A 17,931-nucleotide genomic window follows, 5' to 3' on the forward strand; every position below is an offset into this window, starting at 1 on the left:
TTGAAATATTGGTAAGCGGTTGGGTTGAGCATTGGCGGTATTCATGGCAAAAACAGATTCTATTACACCTGAAGAGTTCAGGGCTATTCACTTTGGGTTGTCTAAGATCTCACCAACATGGGCAGACTTATGGTTAACATTATTTTCTCTCCGTGCTGAAAGCAGCAGGGTTATTACTATTAGATATTCCGATATAGAAGGTGACATGCTGCACTTGGCTGGAACACCAAGGTTTGAGCCACGAACAATTAGATTAAATTTAATGATTTCTAAATTATTTGCGCACAGAAAGGATTGCAATCCTTCTGATATTTATGTTTTCCAGAGTAGATCGAATCGAGTTAAAGGGCTAGCTAAGCCTGTGACTGTAATAGCAATGAATAATGCCTTAAAACAAGCATCCAAATATGTAACAGGGAAAAATATCACCATGAAAAGTGCTTTAAGGGTGACCGGAATGAACTAGTTGGACGGGGGGCATACACTACATACCCTGCTGTTTATGGAAAGATAGGGCCATGGCCTATGATTACATCCTTTAGCAAGCCTTTATTCTGCCTGCTGATTGTCGATTTATTCCTCGATTAGATGTAAGGAATGTACTTGGATGAACCTTAGTGGGATTTCAAGTAAGTAAAATGAGACCTGATCAGAATAAATCAAACCGGGCATTGAGCAGAGTGAATAATAAAGCAGCGCATGCAAGGTTTAAGACTATAACAAAACGGGCTGAAACATTCATTGAACAAATCTCCGGATCATGTATTAGACAGAGAATAAATGTAATGTAAAACCATCTTACAAACACCTACTAAAAAAGACAGATAAACCAAGGTGGCGTCCGATGAGGTAGCTAAGCATTTTTGCCTTGTATAGGTCTTATCATCGGAGCATGGGGTTATGTTGGCTTGTTGAGTGCTGAGAAATGAAGAGATTAGAGGTTTAGAAGAGGGAGCCGGCCTGTCAAACGAGATAGTTTACTTACGACGCTCAACATATTGAATTATGTGGCTTTATCGTGGTGGGTTGAGGGGGGAACGAACTTATCACAATGCATCACAAGCATACAGTCCTCTTTCGCTTGGTGTCTGAAAGTAGATGGGGACGATTTTTCACTTTTTCTTCTAAAGGTCCAGAGTACTTTGCCGATAGTGAACATAGCGGCGCAGGAGCCTAATGGTGGAAGCCGTATACTTAAATTAAGTTCAGTCAAATAGGAATTACTATCATGGCACAAGTCATCAATACCAACAGTCTCTCGCTGATCACTCAGAACAACATCAACAAGAACCAGTCTGCACTGTCTTCTTCTATCGAGCGACTGTCTTCTGGTCTGCGTATCAACAGCGCGAAGGATGATGCTGCGGGTCAGGCAATTTCTAACCGCTTCACCTCTAACATCAAAGGCCTGACTCAGGCTGCGCGTAACGCCAATGACGGTATCTCTCTGGCGCAGACCACTGAAGGCGCTCTGTCTGAAATCAACAACAACTTGCAGCGTATTCGTGAGCTGACCGTTCAGGCTTCGACTGGAACCAACTCTGACTCAGACCTCTCTTCAATTCAGGATGAAATCAAATCCCGTCTTGAGGAAATCGACCGCGTTTCCGATCAAACTCAGTTCAACGGCGTCAACGTGCTGGCGAAAAACGGAAAAATGAACATTCAGGTTGGTGCAAATGATGGCCAGACTATCACAATTGATCTGAAAGAAATTAATTCCACATCACTTAAGCTGAACGACTTCAATGTTGCAAGTGGATACGAGAAAGTAACCTCCCTTGCGGTGAAAAATGCTGACGGTGATGATGTAAGCGTTTCTGCTGCTAATATTGTTGACGGAGAAGGCAAACAGGTTGAGTTGTTGAAATACACAACAAAGGGTGATGCTACCGCCTATGCATACAAGAAAGATGATGGCACTTATGCGAAGGTAGATATTGCTGACGATGCTGCAACTAATACTGAAGGCAAATTAGTCGTTACGACAGGTGGTGACGCTGTTGACGACAACTCTGTGACCAAAACCGCGGATCCTTTAGCTGCTCTGGATGCAGCAATTTCAGATGTAGACCAGTTCCGTTCTTCACTTGGTGCTATTCAGAACCGTCTGAGCTCTGCGGTCACCAACCTGAACAACACCACTACTAACCTGTCTGAAGCGCAGTCCCGTATTCAGGATGCCGACTATGCGACCGAAGTGTCCAACATGTCAAAAGCGCAGATCATCCAGCAGGCTGGTAACTCCGTACTGTCCAAAGCTAACCAGGTTCCTCAGCAGGTTCTGTCTCTGCTGCAAGGCTAATTTTATATTAAGTGTCAAAGCCCCATATATGTGGGGCTTTTTATTGGCTGAATAAGAGCTTTAAAAGTAGTTAAATCCATCAATCAAAGCTCTTACAGTAATTTAGTATTTGAGTAGTTCTGTTCCGTTTTATTAGGTCTTTTTTGTGATTAAAAAACAGGCGTTCAAATTTTTGCTCGAACCTAATAAAAGCCAGTTATCTGACTTTTTGGCCTTTGCTGGTTCCTGTCGTTTTGTTTACAACAAAGGCCTTGCTCTTCTTAACGAGAATTACCGTTCTGGTAAAAAATTCATAGGCTACAATCAGCTGGCTTCTGAATTGGTTGAATGGAAGCATGAAGAGAGCCTTTCCTGGTTGAAAGAGGCCCCGTCTCAGTGTTTGCAGCAATCGTTAAGAGATTTAGACAGGGCATTCAGAAATTTTTTCACAGGGAAAGCACAATATCCAAAGTTTAAAAAGAAAGGTCGGCATGATTCTTTCCGCATTCCGTGTCAAAGGGTTAGAGTAGATCAAGAAAAGAAACTGGTATCTCTCCCTAAAGTCGGCTGGGTAAAGTACCGCAAGAGCCGTGAAATCATTGGTGATTTAAAAAACGTAACCATTTCCATGAAGCACGGGAAGTGGTATATCAGTTTTAATACAGAGCATACTGTCCCTGATCCAATACACCCCTCTGATATCAAAACTACAATTGTACTTAATAATGAGAATAGTGTTCATCTGTCGACCAGGGTTGGCGGGGCTAATACTTACCAAGCGGAAGAAAAGAAAAAGTTAGTTCGTCTTAATAAGATACTGGCCAGAAGAAAAAAACACAGCAATAATTGGCTAAAAACCAAAGGTAAAATTGACAGTGTAATATTAAAGTCAGCAAGGATAAGACTCGATAACATCCACAAAGCCACCACGGCAATTTGTAAAAATCACGCAGTTGTTGAGGTTGTGAACTTGATGGATTCTGTGTCTGACAAGAATGATAACACTTTGAGTATGAGATACGAATTTGTCAGGCAGTTGATATACAAACAAGAATGGCTGGGTGGTGAAATTATTCGCCGGTAGAGTAAGCTCTTGTAACGGTTTTTTCCGTGATGATAGTTGTACTATGAGATGAGTTTTAAGCGGCAGGGCATGTCGTTTCTGCTTGTGGAGGAAGGTTAATTCAACTTCCGTTGAAGCAAGAATCTCTTGATTGTGATTGAGAATGTCAACGTCTGGTCCAATGCTTTACAAGTATAAATATGTAATGGTGCTGAAATGGATTTGAGTTTTCAGTTGTGAAAGTTAATAAATAGCCCAAAGGTAATTCGCGAACTTATCGGTATCTCAATTGATACCGCTCCTCAGTGATTCTTGTCGATAGGCTCAAAGCCTACCGGGTCAGCATTAGGCCCAGGTCAACGTATCTCCTAACGAAAGAAGATTGCTAGGTATTTTTAAGCAGTGAAAGTCGAACCAACCAAGCTCAGGGACAAAGAGCGGAAGGTTGCAGCTGATGTGGCGTTTACGAGGCGACAGAAGGACGTGATTAAAAAGCTGTGTCGGATGCTTAACATGCCGGAAACAGAATAGAAGGAACTGGTGCTGGAGTTGCTTTCGGTTATTCTTTAGTTGGCTTTGTGGATGGGAATAGTCCGCGAATAACGCCAAGAAATGCTGCGAAGACATTCAGCGTTACGGCAGATGTAATGGCTATCAAGACGTTTTCACTGAAAATTTCTTTGTCGTAACGGAACTTTATGGCTGCATAAATTGCTAACAACCAGCACCATCCATAAAGCGTTTTTCTTACTACTTTGTATGCTTTATCGCCAAATCGCTCGCGCAATGCTCGATCTGCTTTTTTATCTTCGATGAGCTGTATGGTTAGTTGATCATTTATAGAAGGCTGATTGAATTCAGGAGCGTCTGCGGCATCTTGACGCTCCGGAATTTCTGAGGCAGGTTGATCAAGTCTAATGTCATCTAAAGATGCGGCCAAATGTTCAACCTTACTTGATGTTTTCTTTCATTAGATTATTGCTAATCACATCACCTTCTGACTCAGTTAATGACCAGGCAGTACCTGGTAAATGAGTGAGATGTGACAACTGAGTACCTTTAAGCGGCCCATAAACAGAGCATATTTTCTCTATGAGTACTTTAGCTCGCAAATCATCATCTGAAACACGAGGGGTTACGACAGCGAAGCCAGGGTTAGTGTTAACTACCGTGCTGATAAGCGAACTAATCGGACGAGAGCCATACCCTTTAACTTCGTGGTAAAGGGAAGGGATCACTGGCCCATAGCGCCACTTCGCAAAAAAATCATCAATTAAAGGTTCGTTGTAAAGTCGCAGATGCCAAGACTGTACATAAAACAGCAGCTTCTGGAGCTTCATTGGTGTTAGCTCACTTAACTCGCCTTTAGTGGCTTTTTCAATGAAGGCATTAGCAACAGCAGTAGCAGAGTAAGCCATTTTTTTGCCTCCTTGTGCTGTGTAAATTAACAGTTATCTTCTGCTCAGTTTACCGCATAGGTAAACTTTAGTACATATTAATAAGTTTCTAGTCATCAGTCACTTAAAATTGGATGGCATTATTACCTGAAAAACAACGTTGGATAGCGGAAAATTCAGAAATGCTTTATCTGCACATCAAAAAATACTAGTTAGTGGTGTTTTTCATTTTTCAACCCTAGATGTAGTGTCTAAGGTGTTTTTTTCAAGTGGGGGCGGCTAATCAAAAGTCAGCCAACAATCTGACTCTTCGAACCTTTCCTCCAGCATTCGGTTCAGTTTTTCACGATCACTTTTGCTGGCGTTACTGTTTAAGGCGTTCGCCTGCATAGGCTTAACCCTCACTTCTGCGTCAGGGAAAATCTGGTGCACCCGTTTCGTCAGCTCTGCCAGAATGATTTCTCTGGCCCCTTCGAGCCCTTCAACATTTCGCTTGTCATAAACCAGTTCTACGAACATACGTGCTCCGTCAATCACTGTTTGAATATACAGTATTTTTGCTTTGGCGGTTTTGTCTGTCAAGGCATGAACCATTTGTTTTTAAATTTTTGGGAACTTACTGCGGGTGAGCACGCTGCTTTTTTGGCATGCAGGGACGATGCTGCCTGAGGTTGGCTAAAATTATCTGTGGGGCATGGGTGGGGCAAAAGGGGTCTGTGAAGTTCGTTAAAGTTCGTTAATCAAGCTTTATCTCGATGTCGCTCATCCCTTGTTTAAAGCGCTCCTGGACGATCTTTATCGATTTTAAAAACTATGAGTTCATATTATAAAAATGTAGCTAAAAAGGGCGTTGTGCCTGAAAAGATGAACATTCTGCATAGCGCGTTTTACACAACAGGAATATATTGAATCGTTACTCGACAAACGATGCATAAGGTTTTCTATGACACAACAGCCACAAGCTAAATACCGCCACGACTATCGTGCGCCGGAATACCTGATAAGCGATATCGATCTGACTTTCGACCTGGATGCCACAAAAACCGTGGTGACGGCGGTAAGCCAGGTGACGCGCCAGAGCGCGACAGCCGTGCCGCTGCGTCTGGATGGTGAAGACCTGACGCTGGTTTCCCTGCATATTAACGATGAAGCCTGGTCAGACTATAAAGAAGAAGGCAACCAGCTGGTCATCGACAACCTGCCGGAACGCTTTACCCTGCGCATCGTGAATGAAATTAGCCCTGCCGCCAATACCGCGCTGGAAGGACTTTACCAGTCAGGCGTAGCCCTGTGTACCCAGTGTGAAGCCGAAGGTTTCCGCCACATTACCTGGTATCTGGATCGCCCGGACGTCCTGGCGCGCTTTACCACCAAAATTATTGCCGACAAAACGCTGTACCCGTACCTGCTTTCCAACGGCAACCGGATTGGTGAAGGGGAACTGGAGAATGGCCGTCACTGGGTACAGTGGCAGGATCCGTTCCCGAAACCCTGCTATCTGTTTGCGCTGGTGGCGGGAGATTTCGATGTCCTGCGCGACACCTTTAAAACGCGCTCTGGCCGTGAAGTCGCGCTGGAGCTGTTCGTGGACCGTGGCAACCTTGACCGCGCACCGTGGGCAATGACCTCCCTCATCAACTCCATGAAGTGGGATGAAACGCGCTTTGGCCTCGAATATGACCTCGACATCTATATGATCGTTGCAGTCGATTTCTTCAACATGGGCGCGATGGAGAATAAAGGTCTTAACATCTTTAACTCTAAATACGTGCTGGCGCGTACCGATACCGCCACGGATAAAGATTACCTCGATATCGAACGCGTTATCGGCCACGAATATTTCCATAACTGGACCGGGAACCGCGTCACCTGCCGCGACTGGTTCCAACTGAGCCTGAAAGAGGGCTTAACCGTCTTCCGCGATCAGGAGTTCAGCTCCGATCTGGGATCGCGGGCGGTGAACCGCATCAACAACGTGCGCACCATGCGTGGTCTGCAATTTGCAGAAGATGCCAGCCCAATGGCGCACCCGATCCGCCCGGATAAAGTCATTGAGATGAATAACTTCTACACCCTGACGGTGTATGAAAAAGGCGCTGAAATTATCCGTATGATCCACACCCTGCTGGGCGAAGAGAATTTCCAGAAAGGGATGCAGCTTTACTTTGAGCGTCACGACGGCAGTGCGGCCACCTGCGACGATTTCGTCCAGGCGATGGAGGACGCCTCTAACGTCGATCTGTCTCATTTCCGCCGCTGGTACAGCCAGGCCGGTACGCCGATTGTGACGGTCAAAGACGACTACAACCCGGAAACCGAGCAGTACACGCTGACCATCAGCCAGCGCACGCCGCCAACGGCCGAGCAGGAAGAGAAACATCCGCTGCACATTCCGTTCAGCGTTGAGCTATACGACAACGAAGGCAACGTGATCCCGTTACAGAAGGGCGGCCACCCGGTGCATAACGTGCTGAACGTGACCCAGGCAGAGCAGACCTTTATCTTCGATAACGTCTATTTCCAGCCCGTTCCTGCCCTGCTGTGCGAGTTCTCCGCGCCGGTGAAACTCGAATACAAGTGGAGCGATCAGCAGCTGACGTTCCTGATGCGTCACGCGCGCAACGATTTCTCGCGCTGGGATGCCGCACAAAGTCTGCTGGCGACCTACATCAAGCTGAACGTCAACCGTTACCAGCAGGGCCAGCCGCTGACGCTGCCGGTTCATGTGGCAGACGCGTTCCGTGCCATCCTGCTGGATGAGAACATTGACCCGGCGCTGGCGGCTGAAATTTTAACGCTGCCTTCTGCGACTGAAATCGCCGAGCTGTTTGACATCATCGACCCGATTGCCATCGTCGCCGTGCGTGAAGCGCTGACCCGCACGCTGGCGACCGAACTGGCAGATGAGTTCCTCGTCATTTACAACGCCAACAAGCTGGACGGGTATCGGGTGGAACATGCGGATATCGGTAAACGTTCCCTGCGCAATACCTGCCTGCGCTATCTGGCGTTTGGTGAGGCAGAGCTGGCGAACACGCTGGTCAGCAAGCAGTACCACGAAGCCGATAACATGACGGATGCCCTGGCCGCGCTGGCCGCAAGCGTTGCCGCCGAGCTACCGTGCCGCGATGCGCTGATGCAGGAGTACGACGACAAGTGGCATCAGGATGGTCTGGTGATGGACAAGTGGTTCATCCTTCAGGCCACCAGCCCGGCAGCCGATGTACTCAGCAAAGTACGCAGCCTGCTGAAGCACCGTTCGTTCACCATGAGCAACCCGAACCGCGTCCGCTCTCTGATTGGTGCCTTCGCCAGCAGCAACCCGGCCGCGTTCCATGCCGAAGACGGCAGCGGTTATCAGTTCATGGTTGAAATGCTGACCGAGCTGAACAGCCGTAACCCGCAGGTGGCGTCTCGTCTGATTGAGCCGCTGATCCGCCTGAAACGTTACGATGCGCAGCGTCAGGCGAAAATGCGCGCCGCGCTTGAGCAGCTGAAAGGGCTGGAAAATCTGTCTGGCGATCTGTACGAGAAGATTGCTAAGGCGCTGGCCTGATGTAAAAAAGCCCGGTGGCGCTACGCTTACCGGGCCTACGTGGGGTCGCGGGGCATCGGTTTTCTCCCTCTCCCTGTGGGAGAGGGCCGGGGTGAGGGCATCAGGCATTAGCCTTTATCCGCTGAATCTCCGCTTCCCCACGTTTCATCACCCGATCCAGTACTTCGGCTTCTAGCTCCGCCAGTCTGGCCGATCCCACGCGGCGAGGACGTGGAATATCTACCGTCAGATCCAGACCAATTTTGCCCTCTTCTATTAACAGCACCCTGTCTGCCATTGCCACGGCTTCACTGACATCATGTGTCACCAGCAGTACCGTAAAGCCGTGCGTCTGCCAGAGGGTTTCAATCAGATCCTGCATCTCGATCCGCGTCAGGGCATCAAGCGCGCCGAGCGGTTCATCAAGCAGCAACAGGCCGGGACGGTGAATCAGCGCGCGAGCCAGCGCTACGCGCTGCTTTTGTCCACCCGACAGGGCCGTAGGCCACTCTCCCGCGCGATTCTCCAGCCCTACCGCAGCGAGTGCCTGCCGGGCGTCCTCCCGCCAGCTGCCCTTCAGGCCCAGCCCGACGTTATCCATCACCGTTTTCCACGGCAGCAGACGCGCGTCCTGAAACATCATGCGCGTATCATCCTGAATCGTGGCCAGCGGCGTAGTGCCTGCCAGAATGTCACCGCTGTTTGGCGCTTCCAGCCCGGCTAAAAGACGCAGCAGGGTACTCTTGCCGCCACCGCTGCGGCCGACAACGGCCACAAACTGTCCGGCAGGAATATGCAGATCCAGTGCATTCAGAATGGTGTTGTCGCCGTAGCGTTTGGTCACGCCGTTCAGCAGTAACGGTGTTCCCTGGTTCAGTCGTGCAGTATTCATGCTTTCGCCTCCTGAGCGGTGTAGGCCGGGTTCCAGCGCAGCCAGCTACGTTCCAGCCACTGGGCGCTGACGTCCGCAAGTTTGCCGAGCAGGGCATAAAGGATAATGGCAACCACCACCACGTCCGTTTGCAGGAACTCGCGGGCGTTCATCGCCAGATAACCAATGCCGGAGTTAGCCGAAATGGTTTCCGCCACGATCAGGGTTAGCCACATCAGGCCGAGCGCAAAACGCACCCCAACCATAATGGAGGGCAGGGCGCCCGGCAGGATCACATGGGTAAACAGGGCAAAACCTGACAGGCCATAGCTGCGGGCCATCTCCACCAGACCGCGATCGATATTACGGATCCCATGCCAGGTATTGATATAAATCGGGAATAACGTTCCCAGCGCCACGAGGAAAATTTTGGCGCTCTCATCAATGCCAAACCACAGGATAACCAGCGGAATAAGCGCCAGATGCGGCACGTTGCGCAGCATCTGAACGGAGGTATCCAGCAGCCGCTCACCCCAGCGTGACAGGCCGCTGATCAGCCCCAGCGTCAGGCCGATGCTTCCGCCAATCGAAAAGCCAATTACCGCGCGCCAGGAGCTGATGGCAAGATGTTGCCACAGCTCACCGCTGGCGCTTAGCGACCAGAACGCTTCCACAACGCCCTCCGGAGAGGGCAAAATGCGGCTCGACAGCCAGCCAGTTGAAGACGCCAGTTGCCAGACGAGGACAATGCCGACGGGCAGAAACCACGGCGCGGCGCGCAGCAGCCATTTTTGTGCGGTTGCAGACATGGTGGCTCCTTAGCTTTGCGCGACTTTTCTCGGGATAAACGCGTTCGCCACGGCTTCGCCCTGCAACTGAAGCTGACGTGGCTGCGGAATTTCCGGGATAGCGACATCCAGATGCGGGAACAGCAGTTCACCCACCTTGTACGCCTCCTCCAGATGTGGGTAGCCAGACAGGATAAAGCTGTCGATCCCCAGCGCCGCGTATTCATTAATGCGTGCCGCTACGGTTGGACCGTCGCCGACCAGTGCCGTGCCGGCGCCGCCGCGCACCAGACCTACCCCGGCCCACAGGTTCGGGCTGATCTCAAGATTTTCACGCTTGCCGTTGTGCAGGGAAGCCATCCGGTGCTGGCCCACGGAGTCGGTTTTGGCAAACGCCGCCTGTGCTTTGGCGATAGTGTCGTCGTCCAGATGAGCGATCAGACGGTCGGCGGCTTGCCAGGCCTCGTCGTTGGTTTCGCGGACGATCACGTGCAGGCGAATGCCGAAGCGTACCGTACGGCCATGTTCTGCGGCTTTAGCGCGTACCTGAGCAATTTTCTCTTTCACCAGCTCCGGTGGCTCGCCCCAGGTCAGATAGAGATCGACCTGCTCAGCCGCCAGCTCCTGCGCCACGTCCGACGATCCGCCGAAATAGAGGGGAGGGCGCGGCTGCTGTACCGGCGGGAAGTAGAGCTGTGCATCGCGAACGTGGATATGTTTCCCTTCGAAGGTGACGGTTTCCCCTTCCAGCAGACGTCGCCAGACGCGGGTGAACTCTGCGGAGGCTTCATAGCGCTCGGTATGATCGAGGAAGACGCCATCGCCCGCCAGCTCCTGCGGATCGCTGCCCGTCACCAGGTTGAACAGCGCACGGCCGTTGGAAAGCCTGTCCAGCGTTGCCGCCTGACGCGCCGCGACGGTGGGCGACACCACGCTCGGGCGCAAGGCTACCAGGAATTTCAGACGCTGGGTGACGGGGATCATTGACGCGGCAACCAGCCACGCATCCTCACACGAGCGGCCCGTCGGGATCAGTACCCCGGTAAAACCGATGCGGTCTGCCGCCTGGGCGATCTGCTGTAGATAGCCGTGATCGACCGGGCGGGCGCCTTCTTCTGTGCCAAGATAGTGTCCATCACCGTGGGTGGGTAAAAACCAGAAAAGATTCAGACTCATGATTTTTTTCCTTCAATGCCAGCGGGTTGCCAGATGCGTTCGCGAATATTCACCTGCTTTGGAACCAGGCGGTTTTGATAAAAGAGATCTGCCGTTTGCTGCTGGAGAGCGGCAACGTGGGCGTCAACAGGCGCTATGGTGGTAGGAGGACGGTGGTCAAGATAGGTGGCGATCACCGGTTCAGGCAGGCCCATGGTTTTTGCCAGCAGCGTGATGCTCTGCTGACGCTGGCTTTGGGTCAGCGCATCGGCCTGAGAGAAGGTATCCAGCACCTGCTGAATAAATGCGCCATTTTTCTCAGCGTAAGGACGTGCCGCCAGGTAGAACGAACCGGTCTGCTTCAGGGTGGTGCCGTCTTTCAGCACCCGCACACCGCCCTGCAACAGTGCGGCGGAGTAGTACGGATCCCAGATAGCCCAGGCATCAACATTTTTTTGCTGAAACGCCGCGCGCGCATCGGCAGGCGTCAGGTAAACGGGCTGGATATCGGTGAATTTAAGGCCGGCCTCCTGCAACGCGCGCAGCAGCAGGTTGTGCGAGCTTGAACCTTTCTGGAAAGCAACCTTATGGCCTTTGAGGTCGGCGACGCTTTTGATCTCGCTGTTTTCCGGCACCAAAATAACCTCTGCCTTCGGCTTGGCGGGCTCAACGCCAACGTAAACCAGATCCGCCCCGGCAGCCTGCGCAAAGATTGGCGGGATATCGCCGGTGCTGCCTAAATCAATACTCCCGACGTTCAGCGCCTCCAGCATCTGTGGTCCGGCAGGGAACTCGACCCATGAGAATTTGGTCTCCGGGAAACGCTTCTCAAGCAACGCATGGCTTTTCGCCAACACCATGCTGACGCTGCCTTTCTGATAACCGATACGCAGGCTCTCCGGCGCTTTCTCCGCCGCCTGAGCCAGCGACGCCACTGCCAGCAGACCTGCCAGCCCGATACGGGTAACTGTTTTAAACATGCGCCACTCCTTGTGATTGATGAAATGCTGCCGCGTGGCGATCCCGACGGTTCAGGGCGTGCCAGAAGGTTTCGAGCGCACTGTCGAGGCGGGTTTGCAGATTCGGCGTGAAATGGGGTTTATGCTGGTAGTCGATTACCTGTGAGTCGTCAGCGAAGACGCCATGCAGGATCTCCTGCGCTTTCAGCGCGTTCAGAACCGGCTTGAGGGCATAATCCACCGCCAGTAAATGAGCTACCGTACCGCCTGTGGCCAGCGGCAGGACGACCTTACCGTCCAGCGCGCGTTCGGGCAGCAGATCGAGCAGCGTTTTCAGTGCGCCGGAAAAAGAGGCTTTATAAATCGGTGTCGCGACGACCAGCCCGTCAGCACTCTTAAGTTGTTCGATCAGGGTTTTCAGCGCCGGGCTGTCGAAACGGGCGTAGAGCAGATCTTCAGGCGCGAAATTGTGCAAATTCCAGTGACACACTTCGACATCCAGAGCATTAAGCTTTTCGCGAGCGTATTCCAGCAGTGCGCTGGAGCGAGAGGGGAAGCGGGGGCTTCCGGCCAGGGTAATGACGCGCATGGTTGCTCCTTATAACTAATTGTTTGCTTTTATCTAACATTCATAACAATTTTCAGGAGTGTGACATTGCGTGGTTATTCCACTAAATGATTTATCCTCAGGATGAATGCAGAAAAATGCATAAGAAGCGAACCGATAAGTAAACGATTGCGTTTTACGTGGCTTTTTTTGCCACAGGTCAATTCCCTTTCCGGGCGGAATCGCACATAATCCCCTCCCGGTTTGCACACCGGGAATCCAGGAGAGTTCATGTACTACCCCTTCGTTCGTAAAGCCCTTTTCCAGCTCGATCCTGAGCGCGCTCATGAATTTACATTTCAGCAGTTACGCCGTATTACAGGAACGCCTCTGGCCGCGCTGGTGCGTCAAAACGTGCCGGAAAAACCAGTTCAGTGCATGGGCCTGACTTTCAAAAATCCACTGGGCCTGGCGGCCGGTCTGGACAAAAATGGCGAATGCATTGATGCACTCGGTGCGATGGGCTTTGGCTCGATCGAAATCGGGACGGTGACGCCGCGTCCGCAGCCGGGAAATGACAAGCCACGTCTGTTTCGCCTGGTTGAAGCCGAGGGGCTGATCAACCGCATGGGCTTTAATAACCTTGGCGTCGATCATCTGGTTGAGAACGTTAAGAAAGCCCATTTTGATGGCGTGCTGGGTATTAATATTGGCAAAAATAAAGACACGCCGGTCGAGCAGGGTAAAGATGACTATCTGATTTGTATGGAAAAAGTCTATGCCTATGCCGGTTATATTGCGGTGAATATATCTTCGCCTAACACCCCAGGGCTGCGTTCATTACAATATGGCGAAGCGCTCGACGATCTTCTTGGCGCCATTAAAAATAAACAAACGGCGCTACAGGCGATCCACCATAAATATGTTCCGGTCGCGGTTAAGATCGCCCCGGATCTTTCGGCAGAAGAATTGATCCAGGTTGCCGACAGTTTAGTTCGCCATAATATTGATGGTGTGATTGCAACCAATACAACACTCGATCGCTCTCTCGTTCAGGGAATGAAAAACTGTGACGAAGCGGGTGGATTAAGTGGCCGTCCGGTACAATTAAAAAGCACCGAAATTATTCGCGCACTCTCCGCAGAATTAAAAGGTCAGCTGCCGATTATTGGCGTGGGTGGCATTGACTCTGTCATCGCTGCACGTGAGAAGATGGCGGCAGGTGCATCGCTGGTGCAAATTTATTCCGGCTTTATTTTTAAAGGGCCGCCGCTGATTAAAGAAATCGTCACGCATATCTAATCTTTTCTCTTAATCAGACAACCAGGGCTTTATTTCCAGCCCTGGTTGTTTTATATTCCGTCATTGTTGCTTATTTAAACATTATAGTCTTTTATTACTAGTGTTATAAGCGAAGCGGCAAACAGGACATTTTTAGTACAGGACGTTTAGGGGACGGGAGAGAAACATGCGAATTAAACCTGACGATAACTGGCGCTGGTATTTTTGTGACGAGCATGACCGTATGATGCTCGACTTAGCCAATGGCATGTTGTTTCGCTCTCGTTTTGCGCGCCGAATGTTAACGCCAGACGCGTTTGCTCCCTCAGGCTTTTGCGTTGACGACGCCGCACTCTATTTCTCTTTTGAAGAAAAATGCCGCGAGTTCGATCTCTCCAAAGAACAGCGCGCTGAACTGGTACTAAATGCGCTGGTGGCGATCCGTTTCCTGAAACCGCAAATGCCGAAAAGCTGGCATTTTCTCGCCCACGGCATGTGCTGGACCCTGGCTATCGGCGATGCGGCGAGCGTCAATCTGAGCGATACCGAAGAAGAGGTGAATTTGCTGGTGGTTGAACCCGGTGAAAACGCTGCGCTCTGTTTGCTGGCCCAACCCGGCGTGACCATTGCCGGGCGAGTTATGCAGTTAGGTGATGCCATCAAAGTGATGAATGACAGGCTGAAGCCACAGCTGCGCGTTGATTCCTTCAGCCTTGAACAGGCAGTTTAAGCTTCCAGCTGTACGGATGTTTTCGGGACACAGCTACAGCACAGGATCGTGCCGTCACTGCCAATCGCAGATTTCTTCAGGGCACTTACTTCACCATCGACCAGTTTAATGCGACAGCATCCGCAAATCCCCGCGCGACAGGAATACGGTACGCGGATACCTGCCTGCTCCAGCTGTTCCAGTAGCACCTGCTGATTGTTACCACGGATAACTTTGCCTTCCCAGTGAATATCCACCGCGGAAGCGACGTTGGTGACAACGTCAACCATCTCTTCTTCCTGACCTGCGCCGTACACCCTGGCAGGCCCGCGGGTGAGAATTTCGACCTCGTCGCCCACGCGGATCACGCCGCTGGAGCGGGGGATCAGGTTCTGGCCGAAGTCGACATCACCGTTATCCTGCGCGGTACGAAATGACTGCAAGGTTTTCAGCGGTTCGCCGGAAGGGTGTTTCTGGCCTTTCTCCGGGCTGACGGTGGTAAAAATACAGCGGCTGCACGGCTTCACGACATCAAAAATAACGCTGCCGATGCGGATCACTTTCCAGGTATCTTCATCCCAGGCATCCGCTCCGGTCACCACCAGATTCGGGCGAAACTGCTCCATCTGCACGCTGGCTTTACAACGATTTTGTAAATCACGCAGCGAGGCCTCGCTGGTCAGCAGGAAGGGAAAACCATCGGCGAAGGAGAGGGGAACCGCATCGTGGCGCTTCACGCGACGGGTCAGCGCAGGCCCAACCCAGCGCAGCTGAACGTCACGGGAGAAAAAGCCGCTCAGCCACTGGTTAATGTTATCCGGCGCGATACGCGCGGTAAAATGATTGCCCCACACTTCCGTTGGCGCATCAAGCGGCGCAAAATCAGCAAAGCGGATCACGACGCTTGAACCGTCCGGCGCAGTCAAATGCAGCCCGTCATGAAGCGGGGAAGGGGTAAAGCGAACCATCTGCGGGAACTGACGTGCGGTGATAAACGTACCGTCAGGCTCGGTGACCATAAAAATACGATCGAAGGCGAATCCGCTCATATCGGCCAGCGCGTGAGAGACGCCGATGCCGCGCATGGATTTCACCGGATGAATAAAAAGCCTGGATAACGTCGCCACTGCACACTCCCGCTAAAGAAAATAAGCCTTCAACTTTATGACATACACGCCATATTAGCTATAATGCGCGACAATTTTCTATGAGTAAAAGTGACGATATGAATTCTCTGTTTGCCAGTACGGCCCGTGGGCTGGAAGAGCTGTTAAAAACTGAACTGGAAGCCCTGGGCGCGAAAGAGTGCCGGGTGGTTCAGGGTGGTGTCCATTTTGAGGGCGACACGCGGCTTATTTACCAGAGCCTGATGTGGAGCCGTCTGGCGTCGCGCATCATGCTGCCGATGAAAGAGTGCAAGGTCTACAGCGATCTTGATCTCTACACCGGCGTACAGATGATCGACTGGACAGAGATCTTCACCCCGGACGCTACCTTTGCGGTGCATTTCAACGGCGTCAACGATGAGATCCGCAACAGCCAGTATGGTGCCCTGCGCGTTAAGGATGCCATTGTGGACTGCTTCACGCGTCGCAATAAAGAACGTCCGAACGTTGACCGTGAAAACCCGGATCTGCGTATCAACGTCTGGCTGAACGGCGATACGGCCAGTATTTCCCTGGATCTGAGTGGCGCAGGCCTGCATCTGCGCGGCTATCGCGATCGCACCGGGATGGCGCCGATCAAAGAAACGCTGGCTGCCGCTATCGTGATGCGCTCCGGATGGCAGCCAGGTACGCCGCTGCTCGATCCGATGTGCGGTTCCGGTACGCTGCTGATTGAAGCCGCGATGCTGGCCACCGACCGTGCGCCAGGGCTGCACCGCGGCCACTGGGGCTTCAAAGGCTGGGCGCAGCACGATGAGGCTATCTGGAAAGAGGTCAAAGACGATGCGCAGACCCGCGCCCGTAAAGGGCTGGCGGAGTACACCTCTCACTTTTACGGTTCGGACAGCGACGCACGGGTGATTGAACGCGCGCGCAGCAACGCCCGTCGTGCCGGTATCGGCGAGCTGGTGACCTTCGAGGTGAAGGACGTGGCGAATCTGACCAATCCTCTGCCAAAAGGCCCGTACGGTACGGTGATCAGCAACCCGCCGTATGGTGAGCGTCTGGACAGCGAGCCGGCGCTGATTGCACTGCACAGCCTGCTGGGCCGCAACATGAAAGCGCATTTCGGCGGCTGGAACCTCTCCCTGTTTAGCGCCTCGCCGGAGCTGCTGAGCTGCCTGCAATTGCGTGCCGATCGCCAGTTCAAAGCGAAAAACGGCCCGCTGGACTGCGTGCAGAAAAACTACCATCTGGCAGAGGTAGCGGCGGATAGCAAACCGTCAGGCGTGGCGGAAGATTACGCCAACCGCCTGCGCAAAAACCTGAAGAAATTTGAGAAGTGGGCGAAGCAAGAAGGCATCGAATGTTATCGCCTGTACGACGCTGACCTGCCCGAGTACAACGTGGCGGTTGACCGCTATGCGGACTGGGTGGTGGTTCAGGAATACGCCCCGCCGAAAACTATCGATGCGCAAAAAGCGCGTCAGCGTATGCTGGATGTGATTGCGGCCACCATCGCCGTACTCGGCATTTCGCCAAACAAGCTGGTGCTGAAAACCCGTGAGCGTCAGAAAGGTAAAAATCAGTATCAGAAGATGGGCGAGAAAGGCGACTTCCTCGAAGTGGGCGAATATAACGCGCGCCTGTGGGTTAACCTGACCGACTACCTTGATACCGGCCTGTTCCTCGATCACCGCATCGCCCGCCGCATGCTGGGCCAGATGAGCAAGGGGAAAGACTTCCTGAACCTGTTCTCCTATACCGGCAGCGCCAGCGTTCATGCGGGGCTTGGCGGCGCGCGTAGCACCACCACGGTAGATATGTCCCGGACTTATCTGGAGTGGGCAGAGCGCAACCTGCGTCTTAACGGCTTAACCGGCCGTCAGCATCGCCTGTTACAGGCCGACGTGCTGGGCTGGCTGCGCGATACCGACGAGCAGTTTGACCTGATCTTTATCGATCCGCCGACCTTCTCTAACTCCAAGCGTATGGAGGATAGCTTTGATGTTCAACGCGATCACCTGCGCCTGATGACCGACCTGAAGCGTCTGCTGCGTAAAGGCGGCACCATTATGTTCTCGAATAACAAGCGCGGATTCCGCATGGATCACGACGGCCTGGCCGAACTGGGACTGAAAGCACAAGAAATCAGCCAAAAAACGCTGTCTCAGGACTTTGCCCGTAACCGTCAAATCCACAACTGCTGGCTGATCTCCGCGGTCTGAAAGGAAAA

The 17,931-nt window shown here is 52.0% G+C and carries 16 protein-coding genes; 7 read left to right on the plus strand and 9 right to left on the minus strand.

Annotated features, from left to right (window positions below; genetic code table 11):
- The first annotated feature begins 43 nt into the window (after positions 1-43).
- From ACWKXX_RS03495 to ACWKXX_RS03505, 3 genes are all read left to right on the plus strand, one after another.
- On the plus strand, positions 44-466 hold the full coding sequence (locus ACWKXX_RS03495) for a hypothetical protein (protein ID WP_074147644.1): 423 nt from the start codon (positions 44-46) through the stop codon (positions 464-466).
- A gap of 762 nt (positions 467-1,228) precedes the next feature.
- A complete protein-coding gene (locus ACWKXX_RS03500; RefSeq protein WP_148744686.1) occupies positions 1,229-2,305 on the plus strand; it encodes a FliC/FljB family flagellin in 1,077 nt (358 codons plus the stop codon).
- A 145-nt stretch (positions 2,306-2,450) separates the two neighbouring features.
- Entirely contained in the window at positions 2,451-3,368 is a 918-nt protein-coding gene (locus ACWKXX_RS03505) for an RNA-guided endonuclease InsQ/TnpB family protein (RefSeq protein ID WP_148744684.1), read from the plus strand.
- A gap of 538 nt (positions 3,369-3,906) precedes the next feature.
- Here the strand turns inward: ACWKXX_RS03505 and ACWKXX_RS03510 are convergent.
- The 3 genes from ACWKXX_RS03510 to ACWKXX_RS03520 all read right to left on the minus strand — a co-directional run bounded on the left by ACWKXX_RS03510 (position 3,907) and on the right by ACWKXX_RS03520 (position 5,263).
- On the minus strand, positions 3,907-4,287 hold the full coding sequence (locus tag ACWKXX_RS03510; RefSeq protein ID WP_103883434.1) for a hypothetical protein: 381 nt from the start codon (positions 4,285-4,287) through the stop codon (positions 3,907-3,909).
- Between the two features lie 10 nt (positions 4,288-4,297).
- Complete coding sequence (locus ACWKXX_RS03515) at positions 4,298-4,765, minus strand: Panacea domain-containing protein (RefSeq protein WP_126817656.1); 468 nt, start codon at positions 4,763-4,765, stop codon at positions 4,298-4,300.
- A gap of 258 nt (positions 4,766-5,023) precedes the next feature.
- Positions 5,024-5,263 carry a DinI family protein gene (locus ACWKXX_RS03520; RefSeq protein WP_148744690.1) on the minus strand — a complete coding sequence of 80 codons (240 nt, stop codon included), beginning with the start codon at positions 5,261-5,263 and terminating at the stop codon, positions 5,024-5,026.
- A gap of 424 nt (positions 5,264-5,687) precedes the next feature.
- On the opposite strand from ACWKXX_RS03520, the gene pepN reads away from it, so the two are divergent.
- The gene (gene pepN, locus ACWKXX_RS03525) at positions 5,688-8,300 is read left to right on the plus strand and encodes an aminopeptidase N (RefSeq protein ID WP_261666323.1); all 2,613 of its coding nucleotides are present in this window, start codon (positions 5,688-5,690) and stop codon (positions 8,298-8,300) included.
- 100 nt (positions 8,301-8,400) lie between these two features.
- On the opposite strand, the gene ssuB is transcribed toward pepN, so the two are convergent.
- The 5 genes from ssuB to ssuE are packed head-to-tail and all read right to left on the minus strand — an operon-like array spanning position 8,401 to position 12,641.
- Positions 8,401-9,171, minus strand: a complete 771-nt coding sequence (ssuB, locus tag ACWKXX_RS03530; RefSeq protein ID WP_045349202.1) for an aliphatic sulfonates ABC transporter ATP-binding protein — start codon at positions 9,169-9,171, stop codon at positions 8,401-8,403.
- Positions 9,168-9,959 carry an aliphatic sulfonate ABC transporter permease SsuC gene (gene ssuC / locus ACWKXX_RS03535; RefSeq protein ID WP_003858185.1) on the minus strand — a complete coding sequence of 264 codons (792 nt, stop codon included), beginning with the start codon at positions 9,957-9,959 and terminating at the stop codon, positions 9,168-9,170. Before ssuC ends, ssuB begins: the two co-directional genes overlap by 4 nt.
- A gap of 9 nt (positions 9,960-9,968) precedes the next feature.
- Complete coding sequence (gene ssuD / locus ACWKXX_RS03540; protein ID WP_017384817.1) at positions 9,969-11,114, minus strand: FMNH2-dependent alkanesulfonate monooxygenase; 1,146 nt, start codon at positions 11,112-11,114, stop codon at positions 9,969-9,971.
- A complete protein-coding gene (locus ACWKXX_RS03545; RefSeq protein ID WP_023303399.1) occupies positions 11,111-12,073 on the minus strand; it encodes a sulfonate ABC transporter substrate-binding protein in 963 nt (320 codons plus the stop codon). The genes ssuD and ACWKXX_RS03545 overlap by 4 nt, the downstream gene beginning before the upstream one ends.
- Positions 12,066-12,641: an NADPH-dependent FMN reductase gene (gene ssuE, locus ACWKXX_RS03550; RefSeq protein WP_003858180.1), complete on the minus strand. Its 576-nt coding sequence runs from the start codon at positions 12,639-12,641 to the stop codon at positions 12,066-12,068. The genes ACWKXX_RS03545 and ssuE overlap by 8 nt, the downstream gene beginning before the upstream one ends.
- 249 nt (positions 12,642-12,890) lie before the next feature.
- Here ssuE and pyrD point away from each other — a divergent pair, with 249 nt between their 5' ends.
- Positions 12,891-13,901 (plus strand): quinone-dependent dihydroorotate dehydrogenase, encoded by a 1,011-nt coding sequence (pyrD, locus tag ACWKXX_RS03555; protein WP_023299739.1) that lies wholly within the window; start codon positions 12,891-12,893, stop codon positions 13,899-13,901.
- Positions 13,902-14,067: 166 nt separating this feature from the next.
- Entirely contained in the window at positions 14,068-14,610 is a 543-nt protein-coding gene (gene zapC / locus ACWKXX_RS03560; RefSeq protein ID WP_261666321.1) for a cell division protein ZapC, read from the plus strand.
- Here the strand turns inward: zapC and ACWKXX_RS03565 are convergent.
- Positions 14,607-15,716, minus strand: a complete 1,110-nt coding sequence (locus ACWKXX_RS03565) for a YcbX family protein (RefSeq protein ID WP_017693688.1) — start codon at positions 15,714-15,716, stop codon at positions 14,607-14,609. The two genes, zapC and ACWKXX_RS03565, sit on opposite strands and share 4 nt — an antisense overlap.
- A 98-nt stretch (positions 15,717-15,814) precedes the next feature.
- Here ACWKXX_RS03565 and rlmKL point away from each other — a divergent pair, with 98 nt between their 5' ends.
- Positions 15,815-17,923 carry a bifunctional 23S rRNA (guanine(2069)-N(7))-methyltransferase RlmK/23S rRNA (guanine(2445)-N(2))-methyltransferase RlmL gene (gene rlmKL / locus ACWKXX_RS03570; RefSeq protein ID WP_032620367.1) on the plus strand — a complete coding sequence of 703 codons (2,109 nt, stop codon included), beginning with the start codon at positions 15,815-15,817 and terminating at the stop codon, positions 17,921-17,923.
- Positions 17,924-17,931: the final 8 nt, after the last annotated feature.

This window comes from Enterobacter sp. UPMP2061 (assembly GCF_053709615.1).